Origin of the sequence: Agromyces ramosus (assembly GCF_030817175.1) — a bacterium.
Classification (GTDB): Bacteria; Actinomycetota; Actinomycetes; order Actinomycetales; family Microbacteriaceae; genus Agromyces; species Agromyces ramosus_A.
Map to the genome: position 1 here is coordinate 3,727,392 of NZ_JAUSYY010000001.1, position 17,681 is coordinate 3,745,072.

General features: G+C 70.0%; 18 protein-coding genes. 14 read left to right on the forward strand and 4 right to left on the reverse strand.

All coding sequences use genetic code 11. The features are described from left to right. Position 1: 1 nt before the first annotated feature. From QFZ26_RS17490 to leuA, 7 genes are all read left to right on the forward strand, one after another. On the forward strand, positions 2-1,318 hold the full coding sequence (locus tag QFZ26_RS17490; RefSeq protein ID WP_307044390.1) for a hemolysin family protein: 1,317 nt from the start codon (positions 2-4) through the stop codon (positions 1,316-1,318). After that, positions 1,311-2,204: a GTPase Era gene (gene era, locus QFZ26_RS17495; protein ID WP_373460737.1), complete on the forward strand. Its 894-nt coding sequence runs from the start codon at positions 1,311-1,313 to the stop codon at positions 2,202-2,204. The genes QFZ26_RS17490 and era overlap by 8 nt, the downstream gene beginning before the upstream one ends. 73 nt (positions 2,205-2,277) lie before the next feature. Further along, on the forward strand, positions 2,278-3,513 hold the full coding sequence (locus QFZ26_RS17500; RefSeq protein WP_307044394.1) for a sensor histidine kinase: 1,236 nt from the start codon (positions 2,278-2,280) through the stop codon (positions 3,511-3,513). Further along, positions 3,510-4,181 carry a response regulator gene (locus QFZ26_RS17505; RefSeq protein WP_307044395.1) on the forward strand — a complete coding sequence of 224 codons (672 nt, stop codon included), beginning with the start codon at positions 3,510-3,512 and terminating at the stop codon, positions 4,179-4,181. Before QFZ26_RS17500 ends, QFZ26_RS17505 begins: the two co-directional genes overlap by 4 nt. Before the next feature lie 103 nt (positions 4,182-4,284). Then, positions 4,285-5,046 (forward strand): ABC transporter ATP-binding protein, encoded by a 762-nt coding sequence (locus QFZ26_RS17510; protein WP_307044397.1) that lies wholly within the window; start codon positions 4,285-4,287, stop codon positions 5,044-5,046. Position 5,047: 1 nt separating this feature from the next. Continuing rightward, positions 5,048-6,445 carry an ABC transporter permease gene (locus tag QFZ26_RS17515; protein ID WP_307044399.1) on the forward strand — a complete coding sequence of 466 codons (1,398 nt, stop codon included), beginning with the start codon at positions 5,048-5,050 and terminating at the stop codon, positions 6,443-6,445. Between the two features lie 231 nt (positions 6,446-6,676). Next, complete coding sequence (gene leuA / locus QFZ26_RS17520; RefSeq protein WP_307044400.1) at positions 6,677-8,449, forward strand: 2-isopropylmalate synthase; 1,773 nt, start codon at positions 6,677-6,679, stop codon at positions 8,447-8,449. Between the two features lie 42 nt (positions 8,450-8,491). On the opposite strand, the gene QFZ26_RS17525 is transcribed toward leuA, so the two are convergent. Further along, the gene (locus QFZ26_RS17525) at positions 8,492-9,190 is read right to left on the reverse strand and encodes a trimeric intracellular cation channel family protein (RefSeq protein ID WP_307044402.1); all 699 of its coding nucleotides are present in this window, start codon (positions 9,188-9,190) and stop codon (positions 8,492-8,494) included. 52 nt (positions 9,191-9,242) lie between these two features. On the opposite strand from QFZ26_RS17525, the gene recO reads away from it, so the two are divergent. The 4 genes from recO (at position 9,243) to QFZ26_RS17545 (ending at position 11,646) form a co-directional block, all read left to right on the forward strand. Next, positions 9,243-9,980 (forward strand): DNA repair protein RecO, encoded by a 738-nt coding sequence (gene recO, locus QFZ26_RS17530; protein WP_307044404.1) that lies wholly within the window; start codon positions 9,243-9,245, stop codon positions 9,978-9,980. Then, on the forward strand, positions 9,977-10,786 hold the full coding sequence (locus QFZ26_RS17535; RefSeq protein WP_307044405.1) for an isoprenyl transferase: 810 nt from the start codon (positions 9,977-9,979) through the stop codon (positions 10,784-10,786). Before recO ends, QFZ26_RS17535 begins: the two co-directional genes overlap by 4 nt. Positions 10,787-10,864: 78 nt before the next feature. Next, positions 10,865-11,521 (forward strand): DsbA family oxidoreductase, encoded by a 657-nt coding sequence (locus QFZ26_RS17540; protein ID WP_307044406.1) that lies wholly within the window; start codon positions 10,865-10,867, stop codon positions 11,519-11,521. Continuing rightward, on the forward strand, positions 11,518-11,646 hold the full coding sequence (locus tag QFZ26_RS17545; RefSeq protein WP_307044408.1) for a hypothetical protein: 129 nt from the start codon (positions 11,518-11,520) through the stop codon (positions 11,644-11,646). Before QFZ26_RS17540 ends, QFZ26_RS17545 begins: the two co-directional genes overlap by 4 nt. Before the next feature lie 8 nt (positions 11,647-11,654). Here QFZ26_RS17545 and QFZ26_RS17550 read toward each other — a convergent pair whose 3' ends face one another. Further along, positions 11,655-12,131 (reverse strand): aminoacyl-tRNA deacylase, encoded by a 477-nt coding sequence (locus QFZ26_RS17550; RefSeq protein ID WP_307044411.1) that lies wholly within the window; start codon positions 12,129-12,131, stop codon positions 11,655-11,657. 93 nt (positions 12,132-12,224) lie between these two features. On the opposite strand from QFZ26_RS17550, the gene dusB reads away from it, so the two are divergent. The 3 genes from dusB to dnaG are packed head-to-tail and all read left to right on the forward strand — an operon-like array spanning position 12,225 to position 16,580. Beyond that, entirely contained in the window at positions 12,225-13,382 is a 1,158-nt protein-coding gene (gene dusB, locus QFZ26_RS17555; protein ID WP_307044413.1) for a tRNA dihydrouridine synthase DusB, read from the forward strand. After that, positions 13,382-14,638, forward strand: coding sequence for a deoxyguanosinetriphosphate triphosphohydrolase (locus QFZ26_RS17560; RefSeq protein ID WP_307044415.1), 1,257 nt, complete (start codon positions 13,382-13,384; stop codon positions 14,636-14,638). Before dusB ends, QFZ26_RS17560 begins: the two co-directional genes overlap by 1 nt. 49 nt (positions 14,639-14,687) lie before the next feature. Then, positions 14,688-16,580: a DNA primase gene (dnaG, locus tag QFZ26_RS17565; protein WP_307044417.1), complete on the forward strand. Its 1,893-nt coding sequence runs from the start codon at positions 14,688-14,690 to the stop codon at positions 16,578-16,580. A gap of 8 nt (positions 16,581-16,588) precedes the next feature. Here dnaG and QFZ26_RS17570 read toward each other — a convergent pair whose 3' ends face one another. Together QFZ26_RS17570 and QFZ26_RS17575 are read right to left on the reverse strand one after the other, a co-directional pair. Further along, complete coding sequence (locus QFZ26_RS17570; RefSeq protein WP_307044419.1) at positions 16,589-17,155, reverse strand: TlpA family protein disulfide reductase; 567 nt, start codon at positions 17,153-17,155, stop codon at positions 16,589-16,591. After that, complete coding sequence (locus QFZ26_RS17575; protein ID WP_307044420.1) at positions 17,152-17,631, reverse strand: hypothetical protein; 480 nt, start codon at positions 17,629-17,631, stop codon at positions 17,152-17,154. The genes QFZ26_RS17570 and QFZ26_RS17575 overlap by 4 nt, the downstream gene beginning before the upstream one ends. Between the last annotated feature and the right edge of the window lie 50 nt (positions 17,632-17,681).

The following is a 17,681-nucleotide window of genomic DNA, read 5'->3' on the forward strand; positions in this document are numbered from 1 at the left end:
CATGGAGCCCTGGCTCTTCCTCGGCGCTGCCCTCCTCCTCGTCGCCTTCGGTGGCCTCATGGCGGCCGTCGACTCCGCCATCGGCGTGAGCTCCCGCGCGGATGTCACCGACCTCGCGCTCACCGCTCGGGCGCGCCGTTCCCTGCTCGCGATCGCCGACGACACCGGCGCGCACGTGAACGCCGTCAACTTCGTGCGCATCATCGCCGAGACCACGGCGGCCGTGCTCGTGACCCTGGCCTTCACGTTCTTCATCGACAACATCTGGCTCGTGCTGCTGTACTCGGCGCTCATCATGACGGCCGTCTCGTTCGTGCTCGTCGGGGCGAGCCCACGCAGCGTCGGGCGTGCGCACGCTCCCGCCGTGCTCCGGCTCACGGCGCCGCTCGTGCATTTCCTCCGCGTGCTCCTCGGGCCGCTCGCGGGGGCGCTCGTCTCGCTCGGCAACCGCGTCACGCCCGGTCGCATCCGCTTCGCCGGCGTCTCGAGCGAAGAGCAGCTGCTCAGCATGGTCGACGAGGCGACCGAGCTCGACGTGCTCGAAGAGGGCGACCGCGAGCTCATCCACTCGATCTTCGAGTTCAACGACACCGTCGCGCGCGAGGTGATGGTGCCGCGCACCGACATGATCACGATCGAGTCCTCCGCGCATCTCGCGAACGCGATGGCCCTCTTCCTCAAGGCGGGCTACTCGCGCATCCCGGTGGTCGAGCGCGACGCCGATGACGTCAGCGGCATCCTCTACCTCCGCGATCTCGCACGCCTCAGCTTCGAGCGCCCGCTCGACGCCGAGAGCCTCACGGTGGGTGAGCTCGTCCGGCCGGCGGTGTTCGTGCCCGACTCCATGAAGGCCGACGCGCTGCTGCGCAAGATGCAGCTCGAGTCGAATCATCTCGCGATGGTCGTCGACGAGTACGGCGGAATCGCGGGCCTCGTCACGCTCGAGGACCTCATCGAGGAGCTCGTCGGCGACATCTCCGACGAGTACGATCGCGAGGCGGCCCAGGTCGAAGATCTCGGCGACGGCCGGTTCCGCGTGAACGCGCGGCTGCCGGTCGACGAGCTCGGCGAGCTCTTCGGGCTCGACCTCGAAGATGAAGACGTCGACTCGGCGGGCGGACTCCTCGCGAAAGAGCTCGGGCGCCTGCCGCAACCCGGCGAGCGCGCGAGCGTGTCGGGGCTCGTGCTCGAAGCCGAACGCACCGAAGGCCGTCGCAAGCGGATCTCCACGATCCTCGTCGAGGCCGACCAGGCCCTCATCGACGCGCACGCCGCGTTCGACGAGGGCGATGCAGTGGAAAGGAACAACCGTGGCTGACTATCGTGCCGGATTCGTGTCGATCGTGGGGCGCCCGAACGTCGGCAAGTCCACGCTCACGAACGCCCTCGTGGGGGAGAAGGTCGCGATCACGAGTTCGAAGCCGCAGACCACGCGCCGGGCGATCCGGGGCATCGTGCACCGCGAGCACGGACAGCTCATCCTCGTCGACACCCCCGGCCTCCACCGCCCCCGCACCCTTCTCGGCGAGCGTCTGAACTCGCTCGTGCAGTCGACGCTCGGCGACGTCGACGTGATCGCATTCTGCGTGCCCGCGAACGAGGCCATCGGCCCCGGCGATCGATACATCAACGAGCAGCTCGAGCACTATCCGCGGGCCAGGAAGGTGGCGATCGTCACGAAGACGGATGCGACGTCGAAGGCCAAGGTCGCCGAGCAGCTCCTCGCCGTCTCCGAGCTGCGGGCCTGGGACTCGATCATCCCGGTGTCGGCCCCCCGTGGCGAGCAGCTCGACGTACTCGTCGACGAACTGCTCGCGCTCATGCCCGCATCGTCGCAGCCGCTGTACCCCGCCGAGGCACGCACCGACGAGGAGGTGACCGAGCGCATCGCCGAGTTCATCCGCGAGGCAGCGCTCGAGGGTGTCTCCGACGAGCTGCCGCACTCGATCGCGGTCACCGTCGAAGACATGGTCGAGCGCGACGACAAGAACCTCCTCGAGGTGTACGCGAACCTCTACGTCGAGCGCGACAGCCAGAAGGGCATCATCATCGGCAAGGGCGGTGAACGCCTGCGCGAGGTGGGAGCCACGGCGCGCGCCCAGATCGAGGGGCTGCTCGAGCGCAAGATCTACCTCTCCCTGCACGTCAAGGTCGCGAAGGACTGGCAGCGCGATCCGAAGCAGCTCGGGCGCCTCGGCTTCTGATGGCAGTCGCGCTGGCCCGCCGCTGAACGGCACGACGCGCGACGCGCGACGTACGACTCGAGGATGATTCCGGGTGCCTGAAGCGATGACCGGGCTCGTCAACGCGTACGGTGGATCGGTGCAGACCACCCTGAGCCGCGGCAGGATCACGACCGATGTCGTGCTCGCCGTCGTCTTCGCCCTCGTCTGCCTGCCGCTCGCGTGGCTCGGCGGCGCATCTGATCTCGTGAGCCTCGTCCTCTTCTCGGCGGCGCTCGCGGTGCGGCGACTCTCGCCGGGCTGGTCGCTCGGCATCGCGTGGGCGGCGGCCGTCGTGCAGATGGCGATGCTGCGCGACCTGCAGCTCTACGACGTCGCGGTGCTCGGCGTGCTCTACTCCACCGCCGCGCATGGCGGGCGAGTCGTCAAGTGGGCCGGCCTCGTGTCGGCCGGCGTGGGTGCGCTCGTGGCGACCGGCTACCTCGCCCTCGTGAAGCCGCTCTTCGACCAGGCGGCACCGATCGGCGACAACGCGTGGAGCATGCTCTTCACCGCCGCGTTCCTCTTCATCGCCTCGATCGCGGTGCTCGTGCTCGCCTGGACCACCGGGTTGCTCGTGCGGTCCGTGCGCGACACCCGCGAGGTCCGGCGCCGTGAGGATGCCGCAAACCGCGAGCGCGAGCTCGTCGAGTACCGGTACGTCGTCGAGCAGGAGCGCAACCGCATCGCCCGCGACATGCACGACGTCGTCGCCCACTCGCTCGCGGTCGTGATCGCCCAGTCCGACGGCGGCCGGTTCGCCGCCCGGGCGCGACCCGAGGCGGCGGTCGAGGCGCTCGAGACGATCGCGGGCGTCGCGCGCGGTGCGCTCGGCGACGTTCGGCTCCTGCTCGCCGAGCTCCGCCACGATGAGGCGGGGGCACCGCAGCCCGTGCTCGACGACCTCGAAGAACTGCTCGCGCAGGTTCGCGCGGCAGGTCTCGACCTGCGGTTCACCGAGACGGGCGATCGGCTCCCGCTCGGCACCGGGCACCAGATCGCGGTGTACCGCATCGTGCAGGAGGGCCTCACGAACGCGCTCCGCCACGGCGACACCTCGGTGCCGGTGCACCTCGAGTTCGCCTGGGATGCGGGCGGTGTCGCCGTCACGGTCGTGAACGCGAGGCGAGCGGATGCCGCGCCGCCCGACTCGCATGCGTTCCGCCACGGCATTCCGGGCATGCGCGAGCGTGCACAGCTGGCCGGCGGCGCCCTGCGGGTCGAGACCGGCGACGACGGCATGTTCCGGCTGATCGCCCGCATCCCGGCACAGCAGGTGAGCACGGTATGAGCGGCATCCGCGTCGCCCTCGTCGACGACCAGGCACTGTTCCGCGCCGGCGTGCGCATGCTCGTGGAATCCCAGCCCGACCTCGAGGTCGCGGGTGAGGCGAGCGACGGTGCCGCTGCGGTCACCCTCGCCGCACGCGCACGGCTCGACGTCATGCTCATGGACATCCGGATGCCGCTCCAAGACGGCATCGCGGCCACCGAGCAGATCATCGCCGCCGCCGACCGCGACGGACGCACGCCGCCGCGCATCCTCGTGCTCACGACGTTCGACCTCGACGAGAACGCGGCGCGTGCCATCCGCGCGGGTGCGAGCGGCTTCGTGCTGAAGGACGCGGACCCCGAGTTCCTGCTCGCGGCCATCCGCACGGTGCATCAGGGCAACCAGGTGATCGCGGCGAACGCCACGCGCGAGCTGTTCGCGCACGTCGGCCGCGGCAGCGGCCGCCGGGCGGCTCCGGCGACCTGGTCGGAGCTCACCCCGCGCGAGCGCGAGATCTTCGGGCTCGCGGCGCGGGGCCTCAGCAATTCGGAGATCGCGGCATCCGAATTCCTCTCCGAAGCGACCGTGAAGACGCACGTGAGCCGCATCCTCGCGAAGCTCGGCCTGCGCGACCGCGTGCAGCTCGTCGTCTTCGCCTACGAGCACGACCTCCCGACGCCCGGCTGAGCGCCGGGCCGCGTCTCGGGCGCGACGGTCATCCCAGAGGATGACGGCGAACCATCCGGCGGCCGGATGCCCCGACCGGTGGCTGATCCGTAGCGTCGATGTCATGCAGATCCAACCCTCAGACCTCGGCCTCATCGCGCGCGTGGCCGCCCTCGGAAAGCGATACGGCGATGGCTCGGGAGCCGTCATCGCGCTCGACGACGTCTCTCTCGGGCTTCGCCGCGGCGAGTTCACCGCCATCATGGGCCCGTCCGGATCGGGCAAGTCGACGCTCATGCACATCATGGCGGGACTCGACTCGCCGAGCGCCGGCCGCGTGTGGCTCGGCGACACCGACATCACCGAGCTCAGCGACAGCGCGCTCACCGTGCTGCGTCGTCGCCGCATCGGATTCATCTTCCAATCGTTCAACCTCGTGCCGACGCTCGATGTGCGGGGCAACGTGATGCTGCCGTTCGAGCTCGACGGCCGGCGCCCGCGCCTCGACGAGCAGGCGTGGATCGATGACCTCGTCGACACCCTCGGGCTCCGGAGCCGCATCGACCACCGTCCGCACGAGCTCTCGGGCGGCCAGCAGCAGCGTGTGGCGATCGCCCGCGCCCTTGCGACCCGACCCGACCTCGTCTTCGCCGATGAGCCGACCGGGAACCTGGACTCGCGGACCGGCCGCGAGGTGCTGGGCCTCCTCGCCACGGCGAGCGCGCGGTATGGACAGAGCATCGCGATGGTGACGCACGACCCGATCGCGGCGAGTCACGCCGACCGCATCCTCTTCCTCGCCGACGGGCGCATCGTGCGGGATGCCGCACGCTCGACCGCGGAGGAGATCTCGGCATTCATGCTCTCCATGGAGATCGCGGCCTGACATGCGCATCCGATTCAAGGACCAGTGGCCCACCCTCCTCGTCGCGACGCTCGCGGGCACGTTCGGCGTCGCGCTCCTGCACGTGACCGGCCTGCTCGCCGCCGCGATCTCCGCCGACGACGTGACGGGCGACAGCAGCACGGTGGCGCTGCTGCTCGGCATCGTCGCGACGGTGTTCATCGTGATCGCGGTCTACGTCAGCGCGATCGTGACCGCCAACACCGTGTCGACCGTCGTGGCGGGCCGCACGCGGCTCATCGCGCTGCTTCGACTGATCGGCTCGAGCGCGCGCACGCAGCGGGCGCAGATCGCGAAAGAGGGACTCCTCGTCGGCATCGCCGGTGCCGCGGTCGGCATCGTCACCGGCACCGGCATCGCCTTCGCGCTCGATGAGATCGCCGTGGCGGGCGATCTGATGCCCGCCACCGAGTACGACTACCTCAACGTCGCGGTCGTGCTGCCGGCCGTCGCGGTCGTGATCACGACGTGGCTCGCCTCGTGGGTGGGGTCGCGCCGGGTGCTGCGCGTGCGCCCGATCCAGGCGATCGGCAACGCGAACGAGCAGGACCGGGAGGAGCTCGGCAGCCGCCGCACGCGGAACGTGAGCGCCATCGTGCTCGTCGTGCTCGGCATCGGACTGCTCGCAGCCGGGGTGGCCTGGGGCCTCACCGAGCCGTACGGCGTCTTCGTCGCCATGATCGGTGGCATCCTCTCGTTCACGGGGCTCGTGCTCGGCGCTCACATCGTGATGCCGCCCGTGCTGCGGCTCGTCGGGCGGCTCCTGGGCTCGAGCCCGGCGGCTCGCCTCGCCGCCGAGAACGCCGTGCGCCATCCCGAGCGAAGCTCCCGCATGACGATCGGCCTCGTCATCGGCGTCACGCTCGTCACGACCTTCGCGGTGACGATGGAGTCGTATCGTGCGATGCTCCTCGAGGCGCAGCGCGCCCGCCCCGAGGTCTACGCGGGCATCGACGAGATGCTCGACGTGACGGTGACCGTCTTCACGGTGCTCATCGGCTTCAGCGCGCTGATCGCGGCGATCGGCATGGTGAACACGCTCTCGCTCAGCGTGATGCAGCGCACTCGCGAGCTCGGGCTGCTGCGCGCACTCGGATTCGACCGTCGACAGCTGCGTCGCATGATCGTCGCCGAGAGCGCGGCGCTCACGGTCGCTGCCACGCTCACGGGCATCGTGCTGGGCTTCGCGTACGGCTGGGCCGGCGCGCAGGCGCTGCTCGGCGGCGCACAGGGCGAGCCGACCTTCGTGCTGCCCGGCATCCCGTGGATGCTGTTCGGCGGCCTCCTCGTCGCGGCGGGCGTGCTCACGCTCGTGGCGTCGATCACGCCCGCGCGGCGGGCCATGCGGGTGTCCCCGGTCGCGGCGCTCGCGATCGACTGACGCGCGGACGCGTGCCGGGGCGGCGGCAGGGGGACTGCGACGGGCGGATGCTTCGGGGGAGGCATCCGCCCGTTCCGTCATGTTGCGCGCCCCACCGGGCCGGGTGTTAGCCTTGACTCGTGCTTCACGGCCTGCTTCTCCTTAGCTGCCGCAGCGAGTCCTAACCCAGGCCTCCCTCGCTGCGGAGTTCGTCGTCGGCTGAAACCCATCCGTAAGCGAGAAGAGCACCCCATGCAGAACACCCAGAAGCCGTCGTCGATGCCCGTGCATCGCTATCGCCCGTTCCACGAGCAGATCCGTGTCGAACTGCCCGATCGCACGTGGCCGTCCAAGCGCATCGAGCGCGCACCGCGCTGGTGCGCCGTCGACCTCCGCGACGGCAACCAGGCCCTCATCGACCCGATGAGCCCGGAGCGCAAGCGCATCATGTTCGACCTGCTCGTGCGCATGGGCTACAAGGAGATCGAGGTCGGCTTCCCGTCGGCGAGCCAGACCGACTTCGACTTCGTGCGCAGCCTCATCGACGAGGGCGCCATCCCCGACGACGTCACGATCCAGGTGCTGACCCAGGCGCGCGACCACCTCATCGAGCGCACCTACGAGTCGATCGCCGGCGCGAAGCAGGCGATCGTGCACCTCTACAACTCCACGAGCATCCTGCAGCGAGAGGTCGTCTTCCGCACCGACCGGCAGGGCATCATCGACATCGCGCTGCACGGTGCACGCACCTGTCGCGAGATGGAGTCGAGCATCCCCGGTACGACCGTCTACTACGAGTACTCGCCCGAGAGCTACACGGGCACCGAGCTCGAGTTCGCGGTCGACGTGTGCAACCAGGTGCTCGAGGTGTTCGAGCCGACGCCCGAGCGAAAGGTCATCATCAACCTGCCCGCGACGGTCGAGATGGCGACGCCGAACGTCTACGCCGACTCGATCGAGTGGATGAGCCGTCACCTCGCCCACCGCGAGAACGTGCTGCTCTCGCTGCACCCGCACAACGACCGTGGCACGGCCATCGCCGCTGCCGAGCTCGGATACCTGGCCGGCGCGGACCGCATCGAGGGGTGCCTGTTCGGCAACGGCGAGCGCACCGGCAACGTCGACCTGGTCGCCCTCGGCGTGAACCTGTTCACGCAGGGCGTCGACCCGCAGATCGACTTCTCCGACATCGACGAGGTCAAGCGCACCGTCGAGTACTGCAACCAGCTGCCGGTGCCCGAGCGCCAGCCGTGGGCAGGCGACCTCGTCTACACGGCATTCTCGGGCTCGCATCAAGACGCGATCAAGAAGGGCTTCGAGTCGATGGAGGCCGAGGCGGCGCGCCGAGGCGTCAGCGTCGACGAGCTCGAGTGGGCGGTGCCCTACCTGCCGGTCGACCCGCGCGACCTCGGTCGCAGCTACGAGGCCGTCATCCGCGTGAACTCACAGTCGGGCAAGGGCGGCGTGGCCTACCTGCTGAAGCATGACCACGCACTCGACCTGCCGCGACGCCTCCAGATCGAGTTCTCGGGGGTCGTGCAGGCGAAGACCGACGCCGAGGGCGGCGAGGTCACGAGCGAGCAGATCTGGGCCGTCTTCAACGACGAGTACCTGCCGGCGCCGCAGAACCGGCCCGACGAGAAGTGGGGCCGCTTCGAGCTGCTGTCGCTCCGCACGGAGAGCGCGCTCGACGGCGTCGTCAACGTGCGGGTCGGCCTGCGCGACGGCGACGAGAGCCTCGAGGCCGACGCGAGCGGCAACGGGCCCATCTCCGCGTTCCTCGCGGTGCTGGGTGGCGAAGGCGTCGACGTGAAGCTGCGCGACTACGTCGAGCACACGCTCTCGGCGAGCGGCGACTCGCAGGCCGCCGCCTATGTCGAGCTCGAGGTCGACGGTCGCGTCCTGTGGGGCGTCGGCATCGACGCCGACATCTCCACCGCGTCGCTCAAGGCCGTCGTCTCGGCCGTGAACCGCGCGCTGCGAGCGCGAGTCGCCGAGCCCGTGCTCGAGGCAGCCGGCGTCTGACGTGTCACCGGCGGCCGGGGCATCCGCTCGGGTCGCCGGTGGTCAGGCGCGGCGCCAGACGCGCCAGCTGCCGAGCGCGCGCTGTTCGGGCAGGCTCCACCCGTAGCGCACGGAACCCAGGCGGGTGAGGGTCGTCACGACCACGCACAAGCCCGCTGCGACGACCACGTTCACGCCGAGCGACACGAGCACGACGAGCAGGACCGTGCCCGCCGTCGCCGCGATCGCATAGAGCGAGCCGACGTGCATGAGCGCGATCGGCAGGTTCAGGGCGACGTCGCGAAGGATCGATCCGCCCACCGCCGAGATCACCCCGACGAAGACCGCGGGCACCTCGGGCACCCCGTACGCGAGCGCTTTGGACGTGCCGATCGCGCCGAAGAGGCCGATGGTGACCGCGTCGAGCGCGATGATGAGCCCGTTCAGCTTCGTGAACACGCGCAGCAGCAGCATGCCGAGCAGCGCGGCCGCGGTCGCCACCGGCAGGTACCAGTTGTCGGAGATCGCCGCTGGGCGCTGGTTCAGCAGCAGGTCGCGCAGGATACCGCCGCCGAGGCCGACGATCACGCCGATGAGCGCGACTCCGAGCAGGTCGATGCGTCGCTCGGTGAGCCGCGCCGCGAACATCGCGCCCTGGATCGCACCGACGGCGACGGCCGTGAGATCGAGCCAGAGGGGGATGGTGAAGAGCGCGGTGGTCACGCGAACAGTGAACCACGAGCGGATGCCCCGCCGCGGCATCCGGAACCGCCAGCCTCGGCCGGTTCGACGATCGCGGGTGGGAGAATGAAGGGTGCCCGTGTACCGAGATGAAGCCGTCGTGCTGCGTACCCACAAGCTGGGTGAGGCCGACCGCATCCTCACGCTCCTCACGCGCCAGCACGGCAAGGTACGTGCGGTGGCGAAGGGCGTGCGGCGCACGGGGTCGAAGTTCGGTGCGCGGCTCGAGCCGTTCATGGTCGCCGACCTCCAGCTCTACGAGGGCCGCAGCCTCGACGTGGTCACCCAAGCGGAGTCGCTCGGCTCCTACGGCGCGCTGATCACGCAGGACTACGCGGCCTACACGGCGGCCAACGCCATGGTCGAGGCCGCCGACCGGCTCACCGAAGACGAGGGGTCGCTCCAGCAGTACCTCCTGCTCGTCGGCGCCCTGCGTTCGCTCTCACGCACCGAGCACGGTGCGAGCCTGACACTCGACTCCTATCTGCTGCGGGCGCTCGCCCTCGCGGGCTGGGCGCCGAGCTTCCAGGACTGCGCGCGCTGCGGCCGCACCGGCGAGCACTCCGCCGTCGTGGTGCAGCTCGGCGGCGTCGTCTGCGACGAATGCGCCCCGCCGGGCACCCCGCGCATCGCCCGCTCGAGCGTCGAGCTGCTCGGCGCGCTGCTCGCGGGCGACTGGGCATTCGCGAAGGCGTCGAGCGAGCGCGACCGCAACCAGGCGAGCGGCATCGTCGCCGCGTACACCCAGTGGCATCTCGAGCGGGGGCTCCGCTCGCTGCCGCATGTCTCCCGAGAAACGACGGCCACGTGACCCCGAAGCCCTACACGCACCGCGACGCCGTTCCCTACCGGCCGATCGACTGGACCGGCCTCTACCCGCCCGAACTGCCGAAGGGCGCCGTGCCGCAGCACGTGGCGATCGTCATGGACGGCAACGGCCGCTGGGCGAACCGCCGCGGGCTCACTCGCATCGAGGGGCACAAGGCGGGGGAGGCGGCGCTGCTCGACGTCGTTGCGGGCGCCGTCCAGGCCGGCGTCAAGCACCTCTCGGTCTACGCGTTCTCCACCGAGAACTGGAAGCGCTCACCCGACGAGGTGCGCTTCCTCATGGGCTACAACCGCGACGTGCTGCACCGCCGCCGCGACCAGCTGAACGAGTGGGGCGTGCGCATCCGCTGGGCCGGGCGACGTCCGCGCCTGTGGGCATCGGTCATCAACGAGCTGCAGTACGCCGAGCAGCTCACCGCGGGCAACGACGTCCTCACGCTCACGATGTGCGTGAACTACGGCGGCCGCAACGAGATCACCGACGCGGTGCGATCGATCGCCGACGACGTGGCATCCGGGCGCATCCGCCCTTCGGCCGTGTCCGAGAAGCTCATCGCGAAGCGGCTCTACGTGCCCGACCTGCCCGACGTCGACCTGTTCGTGCGCAGCTCGGGCGAGCAGCGCACCTCGAACTTCATGCTCTGGCAGTCGGCTTACGCCGAGATGGTCTTCCTCGACACGCTCTGGCCCGACTTCTCGCGCACCGACCTCTGGCAGGCGATCGAGCTCTACGCGGCGCGCAATCGTCGCTTCGGCGGCGCGGTCGACACGCCGACGGCAACGTCGTAGCGAGCGGATGCCCCGTCACCGCGCCGCGCGGATGCCGGCCGGGGAATAGGCGAGCCGTGGCATCCGTTCACCCTTCAAGTGAGTGAAGCCATCAAGATCGACATCTGGTCCGACATCGCGTGCCCGTGGTGCTACATCGGCAAGCGCAACCTCGAGGGCGGCATCGCGGCCCTCGGCGACGACGGGCCCGACGTCGAGATCGAGTACCACTCGTTCGAGCTCGCTCCCGACACCCCCGTCGACTTCGAGGGCTCCGAGGTCGACTTCCTCGCGCGGCACAAGGGCCTGCCCGAGGAGCGCGTGCAGCAGATGCTCCAGCACGTCACGGGCGTGGCCGCCAACGCGGGGCTCACCTACGACTTCGATGCCCTGCAGCACACCAAGACGCTGAAGGCGCACGAGCTCCTGCACTTCGCGAAGGAGCAGGGGCGCCAGCTCGAGCTCTCCGAGCGGCTGTTCCGCGCCTACTTCACCGAGGGGCGCCACCTCGGCCGCGTCGACGAGCTCATCGAGCTCGCGATCGAGGTCGGCCTCGACGCCGACGCGGCGCGGGCAGCGCTCGATTCGGGCCGCTTCGGGCCGGCGGTGCAGGCCGACATCGCGCAGGCGGGTGCCTACGGCATCAACGGCGTGCCGTTCTTCGTGATCGATGGCAAGTACGGCATCTCGGGCGCCCAGCCCGCCGAGGTGTTCGCGCAGGCGATCGCCCAGGTCGCCGAGGAGCAGGCGGCGTGAGCTCGTCCGAGCCGACGACGCCGACGGATGCCCCGGCCCGGGCGCCGTTCGCGATGATCGCCGGCGATCCGGCCGCGATGGTCTGCGAGGGCGACGTCTGCTTCATCCCCGGCGCCGAGGGCTGACCTCGACGCTATTCGGGGTCGCTGATGTCGGCGACGGTCGCGTCGAGGGCGGCGATCAGCCGGTCGGCGTCGACGAACAGGCTCCGGCCGTGTTCGCCGGCGCCCATCGAGACGCGGCGGCCGGCCACGGTCTCGTCGACGACCACGGGCCACGCGGTCGTCGAGCCCAGCGGGGTGATGGTGCCGCGCTCGTAGCCGGTCGCGGCGAGCGCGAGTGAGGCGTCGGGCAGCTGGAGCTTGTTCACGTTGAGGAGCCCGCGCAGCTTCGGCCAGGAGATCTTGCGACCGCCGGGCACGAGGGCGAACACGTAGGTGTCGTCGCTGCGCTTCACGACGAGGGACTTCACGATGTCGGCTGGTGTGATGCCCATCAGCTCGGCGGCCTCTTCGAGGCTGCGCGCGGCCGGGCGTTCGATGATCTCGACGTCGAGACCTCGTGCTGCGGCATCCGCTCGCACTCGTTCGACACCGGTGAGCTCTGCCATGTGGTCCTCCCCAGCCTCGCCTTCCCCGTGAATCCTAGGCGCGCGACGGGGGAGCGGGCGAGCAGGCCCGGAACTCTGGGAGAATCGACGGTGATGTCCTCCACCACCACGTTGCCCGCAGGCCCGCTCACGATCGGCGGCATCGAGCTCGACGTACCCGTCGTGCTCGCGCCCATGGCCGGCATCACGAACACCGCGTTCCGCCGGCTCTGCCGCGAGTTCGGTGCCGGCCTCTACGTCAGCGAGATGATCACCTCGCGCGCCCTCGTCGAGCGCACGCCCGAGTCGATGCGCCTCATCACGCACCACGAGTCCGAGACGCCGCGATCGATCCAGCTCTACGGCGTCGACCCGAAGACGGTGGCAGAGGCGGTCACCATGCTCGTCGCCGAAGACCGCGCCGACCACATCGACCTGAACTTCGGATGCCCCGTGCCGAAGGTCACCCGCAAGGGGGGCGGGGCGGCCCTCCCTTGGAAGACCGAGCTCTTCCGCGGCATCGTCGAGGGAGCGGTGCGCGCTGCGGGCGACATCCCCCTCACCGTCAAGATGCGCAAGGGCATCGATTCCGATCACCTCACCTACCTCGAAGCGGGTCGCATCGCCGAAGGTGCCGGAGTCGCCGCGGTCGCGCTGCACGCGCGCACGGCTGCCGAGTTCTATTCCGGCGAGGCCGACTGGTCGGCCATCTCGCGGCTCAAAGCGGCCGTCACGAGCGTGCCCGTGCTCGGCAACGGCGACATCTGGTCGGCCGACGATGCGCTGCGCATGGTGGCCGAGACAGGCTGCGACGGCGTCGTCGTCGGGCGCGGATGCCTCGGCCGGCCCTGGCTCTTCGGCGACCTCGCCGCGGCCTTCCGCGGCGAGAACCGCACGGCGCACCCGAGCCTCGGCGACGTCGCCCAGACATTCCGACGGCACGCCGAGCTCCTCACCGAGTTCTTCGACAGCGAAGAGCGCGGATGCCGTGACATCCGCAAGCACGTCGCGTGGTACTTCAAGGGGTACCCGGTCGGCGGCGAGCTCCGCGCGCGACTCGCGACCGTCGAGTCGCTCGCGCAGCTCGACGAGCTGCTCGGCACGCTCGACTGGTCGATGCCCTACCCGGGCGAAGGGGCCGAAGGCCCTCGGGGCCGAGCCGGCACTCCGAAGAAGCCCGCCCTGCCCGACGGCTGGCTCGCGTCGCAAGACCTGGTCGGCGACGACCGCGCCACCCTCGTCGGCGCCGAACTCGACACGAGCGGCGGCTGATGCGCGAACGACTCTTCGGCGGCTATCACGACGCCGACATCGAACGGCGCCTGCCCGAGCAACACGAGTCCCGCCGCAGCGACTTCGCGCGCGATCGGGCGAGGCTCTTGCACTCGAGCGCCCTGCGACGCCTCGCTGCGAAGACGCAGGTGCTGAGCCCCACCGCCGGGCTCGACTTCGCCCGCAACCGATTGACGCACTCGCTCGAGGTCGCCCAGGTCGGTCGAGAGCTCGCGACGAGCCTCGGTCTCGACCCCGACGTCGTCGACACCGCGTGCCTTGCGCACGATCTCGGCCACCCGCCGTTCGGCCACAACGGCGAGAAGGCGCTCAACGTCTGGGCCGCCGACATCGGCGGGTTCGAGGGCAATGCGCAGACCCTGCGACTGCTCACGCGACTCGAGCCCAAGGTGTTCGGCTCCGACGGCCGAAGCTACGGACTGAACCTCACGCGCGCGAGCCTCGACGCGAGCTGCAAGTACCCGTGGCCCGAGGCGACGTCGGTGTCCGATCCGAGCGGCCGCGCGAAGTTCGGCTTCTATCCCGACGACCTCGACGTCTTCACGTGGCTCCGGGCCGGCGCCCCCGAGCGGCGGCTCTGCATCGAGGCACAGGTCATGGACCTCTCCGACGACATCGCGTACTCGGTGCACGACTTCGAAGACGCCGTCGTCAACGGCTACCTCGATGTCGCGGCGCTCGGCTCTCGCGTCGACCACGACGACCTCGTGACCTCGATGTACGAGTGGATCGGGGGTGCGATCCCGCACGACGAGCTCATCGCGGCGTTCGACCGCCTCGACTCCCTCGATGCGTGGCTCGAGTCGTGGGACGGCAGCCGTCGCGACCAGGCGCGCCTCAAGAACCTCACGAGCCAGCTCATCGGACGATTCGCGCATGCCGCGACCGATGCGACTCGCTCGGCGTTCCCGCTCGCGAGTCTCATCCGGTTCGACGCCGACGTCGTCGTGCCGCGCGAGATCCAGGCCGAGATCGCCGTGCTCAAGGGCATCGTGGCGGCTTTCGTGATGTCGCGCAACACCAGGCAGCCCATCTACCAGCAGCAGCGGCAGATCCTGACCTCGCTCGCCGACGTGCTGCTCGACGGCGGCGAGCAGCACCTCGATGCGGGCTTCGCCGAAGAATGGCGTGACGCCGCCGACGACGCCGCGCGCAAGCGTGTGGTCGTCGACCAGGTCGCGAGCCTCACCGACCAGTCCGCGCTGTCCTGGTACGAGCGGCTCGTGCAGCGCTGAAACCGGCCGCACCGGCCGCCACGACCAACACGACGAATAGGATGTGAGCATGGCGGGCCGAATTCGACAGAGCGATGTCGATGAGGTGAAGGCTCGCACGAACATCGCCGACATCGTCGGCGAGCACGTCAGCCTGAAATCCGCCGGCGTCGGCTCCATGAAGGGGCTCTGCCCCTTCCACGACGAGCGCAGCCCGAGCTTCCACGTGCGCCCCGGCCTGGGGTACTACCACTGCTTCGGCTGCGGTGAATCGGGCGACGTCTACACGTTCCTGCAGCGCATGGACCACGTGTCGTTCACCGAGGCGGTCGAACGTCTCGCCGGCCGCATCGCGTTCGAGTTGCACTACGAAGACGGCGGGCAGGCCTCCGACCACGGCAACCGCGCCCGGCTCCTCGCGGCGAACCAGGCGGCGGCCGAGTTCTTCGTCGATCGGCTCGGCGGCCCAGAGGCCGAGATCGGCCGGCGCTTCCTCGGCGAACGCGGCTTCGATGCCGAGGCCGCGCGCCGGTTCGGCGTCGGCTTCGCGCCGAAGAGCTGGGACGCACTCACCGGCCACCTCACGGCACGGGGATTCAGCACCGAAGAGCTCGCGGCATCCGGTCTCGTCTCCCAGGGCGACCGCGGGGTCTACGACCGGTTCCGCGGCCGGCTCGTGTGGCCGATCCGTGACGTCACCGGCCAGACGGTCGGATTCGGCGCACGACGCCTCTTCGACGACGACCAGGGCCCGAAGTACCTGAACACCCCCGAGACCGCGGTGTACCACAAGTCGCAAGTGCTCTACGGGCTCGATCTCGCCAAGCGCGACATCGCCAAGACCCACCGCGTCGTCGTCGTCGAGGGCTACACCGACGTCATGGCCTGCCATCTCGCGGGCGTCACCACGGCGATCGCCACCTGCGGCACCTCGTTCGGCGTCGACCACATCAAGGTGCTCCGGCGCGTGCTCGGCGACGACTCGGGACTCGGCGAGGTCGTCTTCACCTTCGACGGCGACGCGGCCGGACAGCAGGCGGCGATGCGCGCGTTCGCCGAAGAGCAGCGGTTCGCAGCCCAGACCTTCGTCGCGGTCGCACCCGACGGACTCGACCCGTGCGACCTGCGGCTCGCGCGTGGCGACGCCGCCGTGCGCACGCTCGTCGACTCCCGAACCCCCCTGTTCGACTTCGTCATCCGGCACACCCTCGCCCGCCATGACCTCGAGACCGTCGAGGGCCGGGTCGCAGCCCTCCGGGCGGCGGCGCCGATCGTGGCCGAGATGCGCGACCCCGCGATGCGGCCGGGGTACACGCGCGAACTCGCACGCATGCTGGGCGTCGAGCTCGCCGAGGTGACCCGCGCAGTGCGAGGCGCCTCGGGCCGTGCCGGCGCTGCGGCCCCGACGGGGGCGGGCGATCGAGGTCGCGCGGCGGCATCCGATGGCCAGAACCGTGCAGCGACGACGGCGACGGATGCCCCTGAGCGACCGTTCTCCATCACCGACCTGCCGAACGACCCCTCGACCAGGCTCGAGCGCGACGCGCTGCAGGCCATGCTGCAGTTCCCCGACACGATCGGCGCCGACCTGCTCCGGCATGCGGCCGACAGCCGCTTCGGAAACGCCTCCCTCGCCGTGATCCGTGACGGCATCGCCTCGGTGCTCGCCTCACCAGACCCCGCCGTGCGGGTCGATCGGGTGATGGCCGAGGTGCCCGCGCCGTTCGCGGGCGTCGTCCAGCAGCTCGCGGTCGCACCCGTGCCCCAGCGCAGCGAGGCCGAGCTCGCGGCCTACGTGCAGGGCGTCGTGAGCGCGCTCGTCGATCGAGAGCTCCTCCGCCAGAAGGCCGAACTGCTCGGCCGGCTCCAGCGAACCGACCGTGCCGACGTGACGACGTTCACGGCGCTGCAGCACGCGCTCGTCGAGCTCGAGACCGAACGGCGCGCACTCCGCGCCGAATAGCTTCCGGTTCAGCCGTCGTGCGGCACGATTCGATCGAGCTGCTCGCGGAGCTTCTGCTCATCGGCACCCGACGGCCAGAGCTTGAGGAGGTGCCCCTCACTGTCGATGAGGGCGGTCATGGGAGGTTCGGTTACGGCGTAGGAACGCCAGATCTGCAGGTCGTGATCGACGAGCACGGGTTGAGCGACCTGATGCGCGTCGAGATATCCGGCCAGGGCCGCAGCGTCGGTGTCGCCCGAGACCTGCGCGATGGCGATCGCATCGCCGTATTCCGCGGCGACCCTCGAGAGCACCGACTGCTGTTCGGCGCAGCTCGAGCACCAGCTGGCCATGAACTGCACGATGAGCGGTCGACCGGCCGCGAGTGCGTCGAGGTCGACAGGGGTGTCGTCGACGAGTATTCCGTCGAGGGCTGGAGCCGCCGGACCGGTCGTGCCGGGTGTGTACGAGGTGCCTTCGGGCAATGGCGCAGGCAACTGGGCGGCGCCTCCTCGAATGCCGGTCGCGCAGGCGGTCAGGGCGAGGATGAGCGCGGCGATCGTGCCGATCACGGCGATGGGTCGGATGCCGGTCATTCTGATCCTTCGGTGGTGGGGTCGACCGAGGCGAGCGCGGGCACGAAGACCATCGTCGCCGCGGCATCCGCTCGATGTTCGGCGACGACATGGCCGTCGATGCTCACGTGATAGGTCACGCCGTCGTCGAGTTCTGCGGCACCGAGCGGGAAGCGGCAGAAGGTGGGGATGCGCGGCGCCTTGCCGTAGTCGATGTCGTCGACCTTCACCGCTTCACCGTCTTCGAGCTCGGTGGTGAACACCTCGTGGCCGTGCTCGTCGATCAGGGCCAGCTCCGCTCCCTTGTGGAACTCGAGGTACGGCCTCGCGCCTGAGCATGACGCGCCGAGCTCTCTCAGGTGACCATCACGGACGACGAGCTCGAGCTCACGGCGATCGGCGACGTCATCGTCGGCGCCGGAACTCGCGCAGGCGGTGAGCGCGAGCGCAGGAAGGAGTGCAAGGCACAATGCCGAGCGGTGGACGGACGTGAACAAACATTGCCTCCTCATGCCCATCGATGCCAGGGCGAGTGTGTGCTGCCGAT

Coding starts and splice junctions, on each gene's coding strand:
- QFZ26_RS17490 (WP_307044390.1), top strand. CDS start 2: ATGGAGCCCTGGCTCTTCCTCGGCGCTGCCCTCCTCCTCGTCGCCTTC.
- QFZ26_RS17505 (WP_307044395.1), top strand. CDS start 3,510: ATGAGCGGCATCCGCGTCGCCCTCGTCGACGACCAGGCACTGTTCCGC.
- QFZ26_RS17510 (WP_307044397.1), top strand. CDS start 4,285: ATGCAGATCCAACCCTCAGACCTCGGCCTCATCGCGCGCGTGGCCGCC.
- QFZ26_RS17515 (WP_307044399.1), top strand. CDS start 5,048: ATGCGCATCCGATTCAAGGACCAGTGGCCCACCCTCCTCGTCGCGACG.
- leuA (WP_307044400.1), top strand. CDS start 6,677: ATGCAGAACACCCAGAAGCCGTCGTCGATGCCCGTGCATCGCTATCGC.
- QFZ26_RS17525 (WP_307044402.1), bottom strand. CDS start 9,190: ATGCCGCGGCGGGGCATCCGCTCGTGGTTCACTGTTCGCGTGACCACC.
- QFZ26_RS17550 (WP_307044411.1), bottom strand. CDS start 12,131: ATGGCAGAGCTCACCGGTGTCGAACGAGTGCGAGCGGATGCCGCAGCA.
- dusB (WP_307044413.1), top strand. CDS start 12,225: ATGTCCTCCACCACCACGTTGCCCGCAGGCCCGCTCACGATCGGCGGC.
- QFZ26_RS17560 (WP_307044415.1), top strand. CDS start 13,382: ATGCGCGAACGACTCTTCGGCGGCTATCACGACGCCGACATCGAACGG.
- dnaG (WP_307044417.1), top strand. CDS start 14,688: ATGGCGGGCCGAATTCGACAGAGCGATGTCGATGAGGTGAAGGCTCGC.
- QFZ26_RS17570 (WP_307044419.1), bottom strand. CDS start 17,155: ATGACCGGCATCCGACCCATCGCCGTGATCGGCACGATCGCCGCGCTC.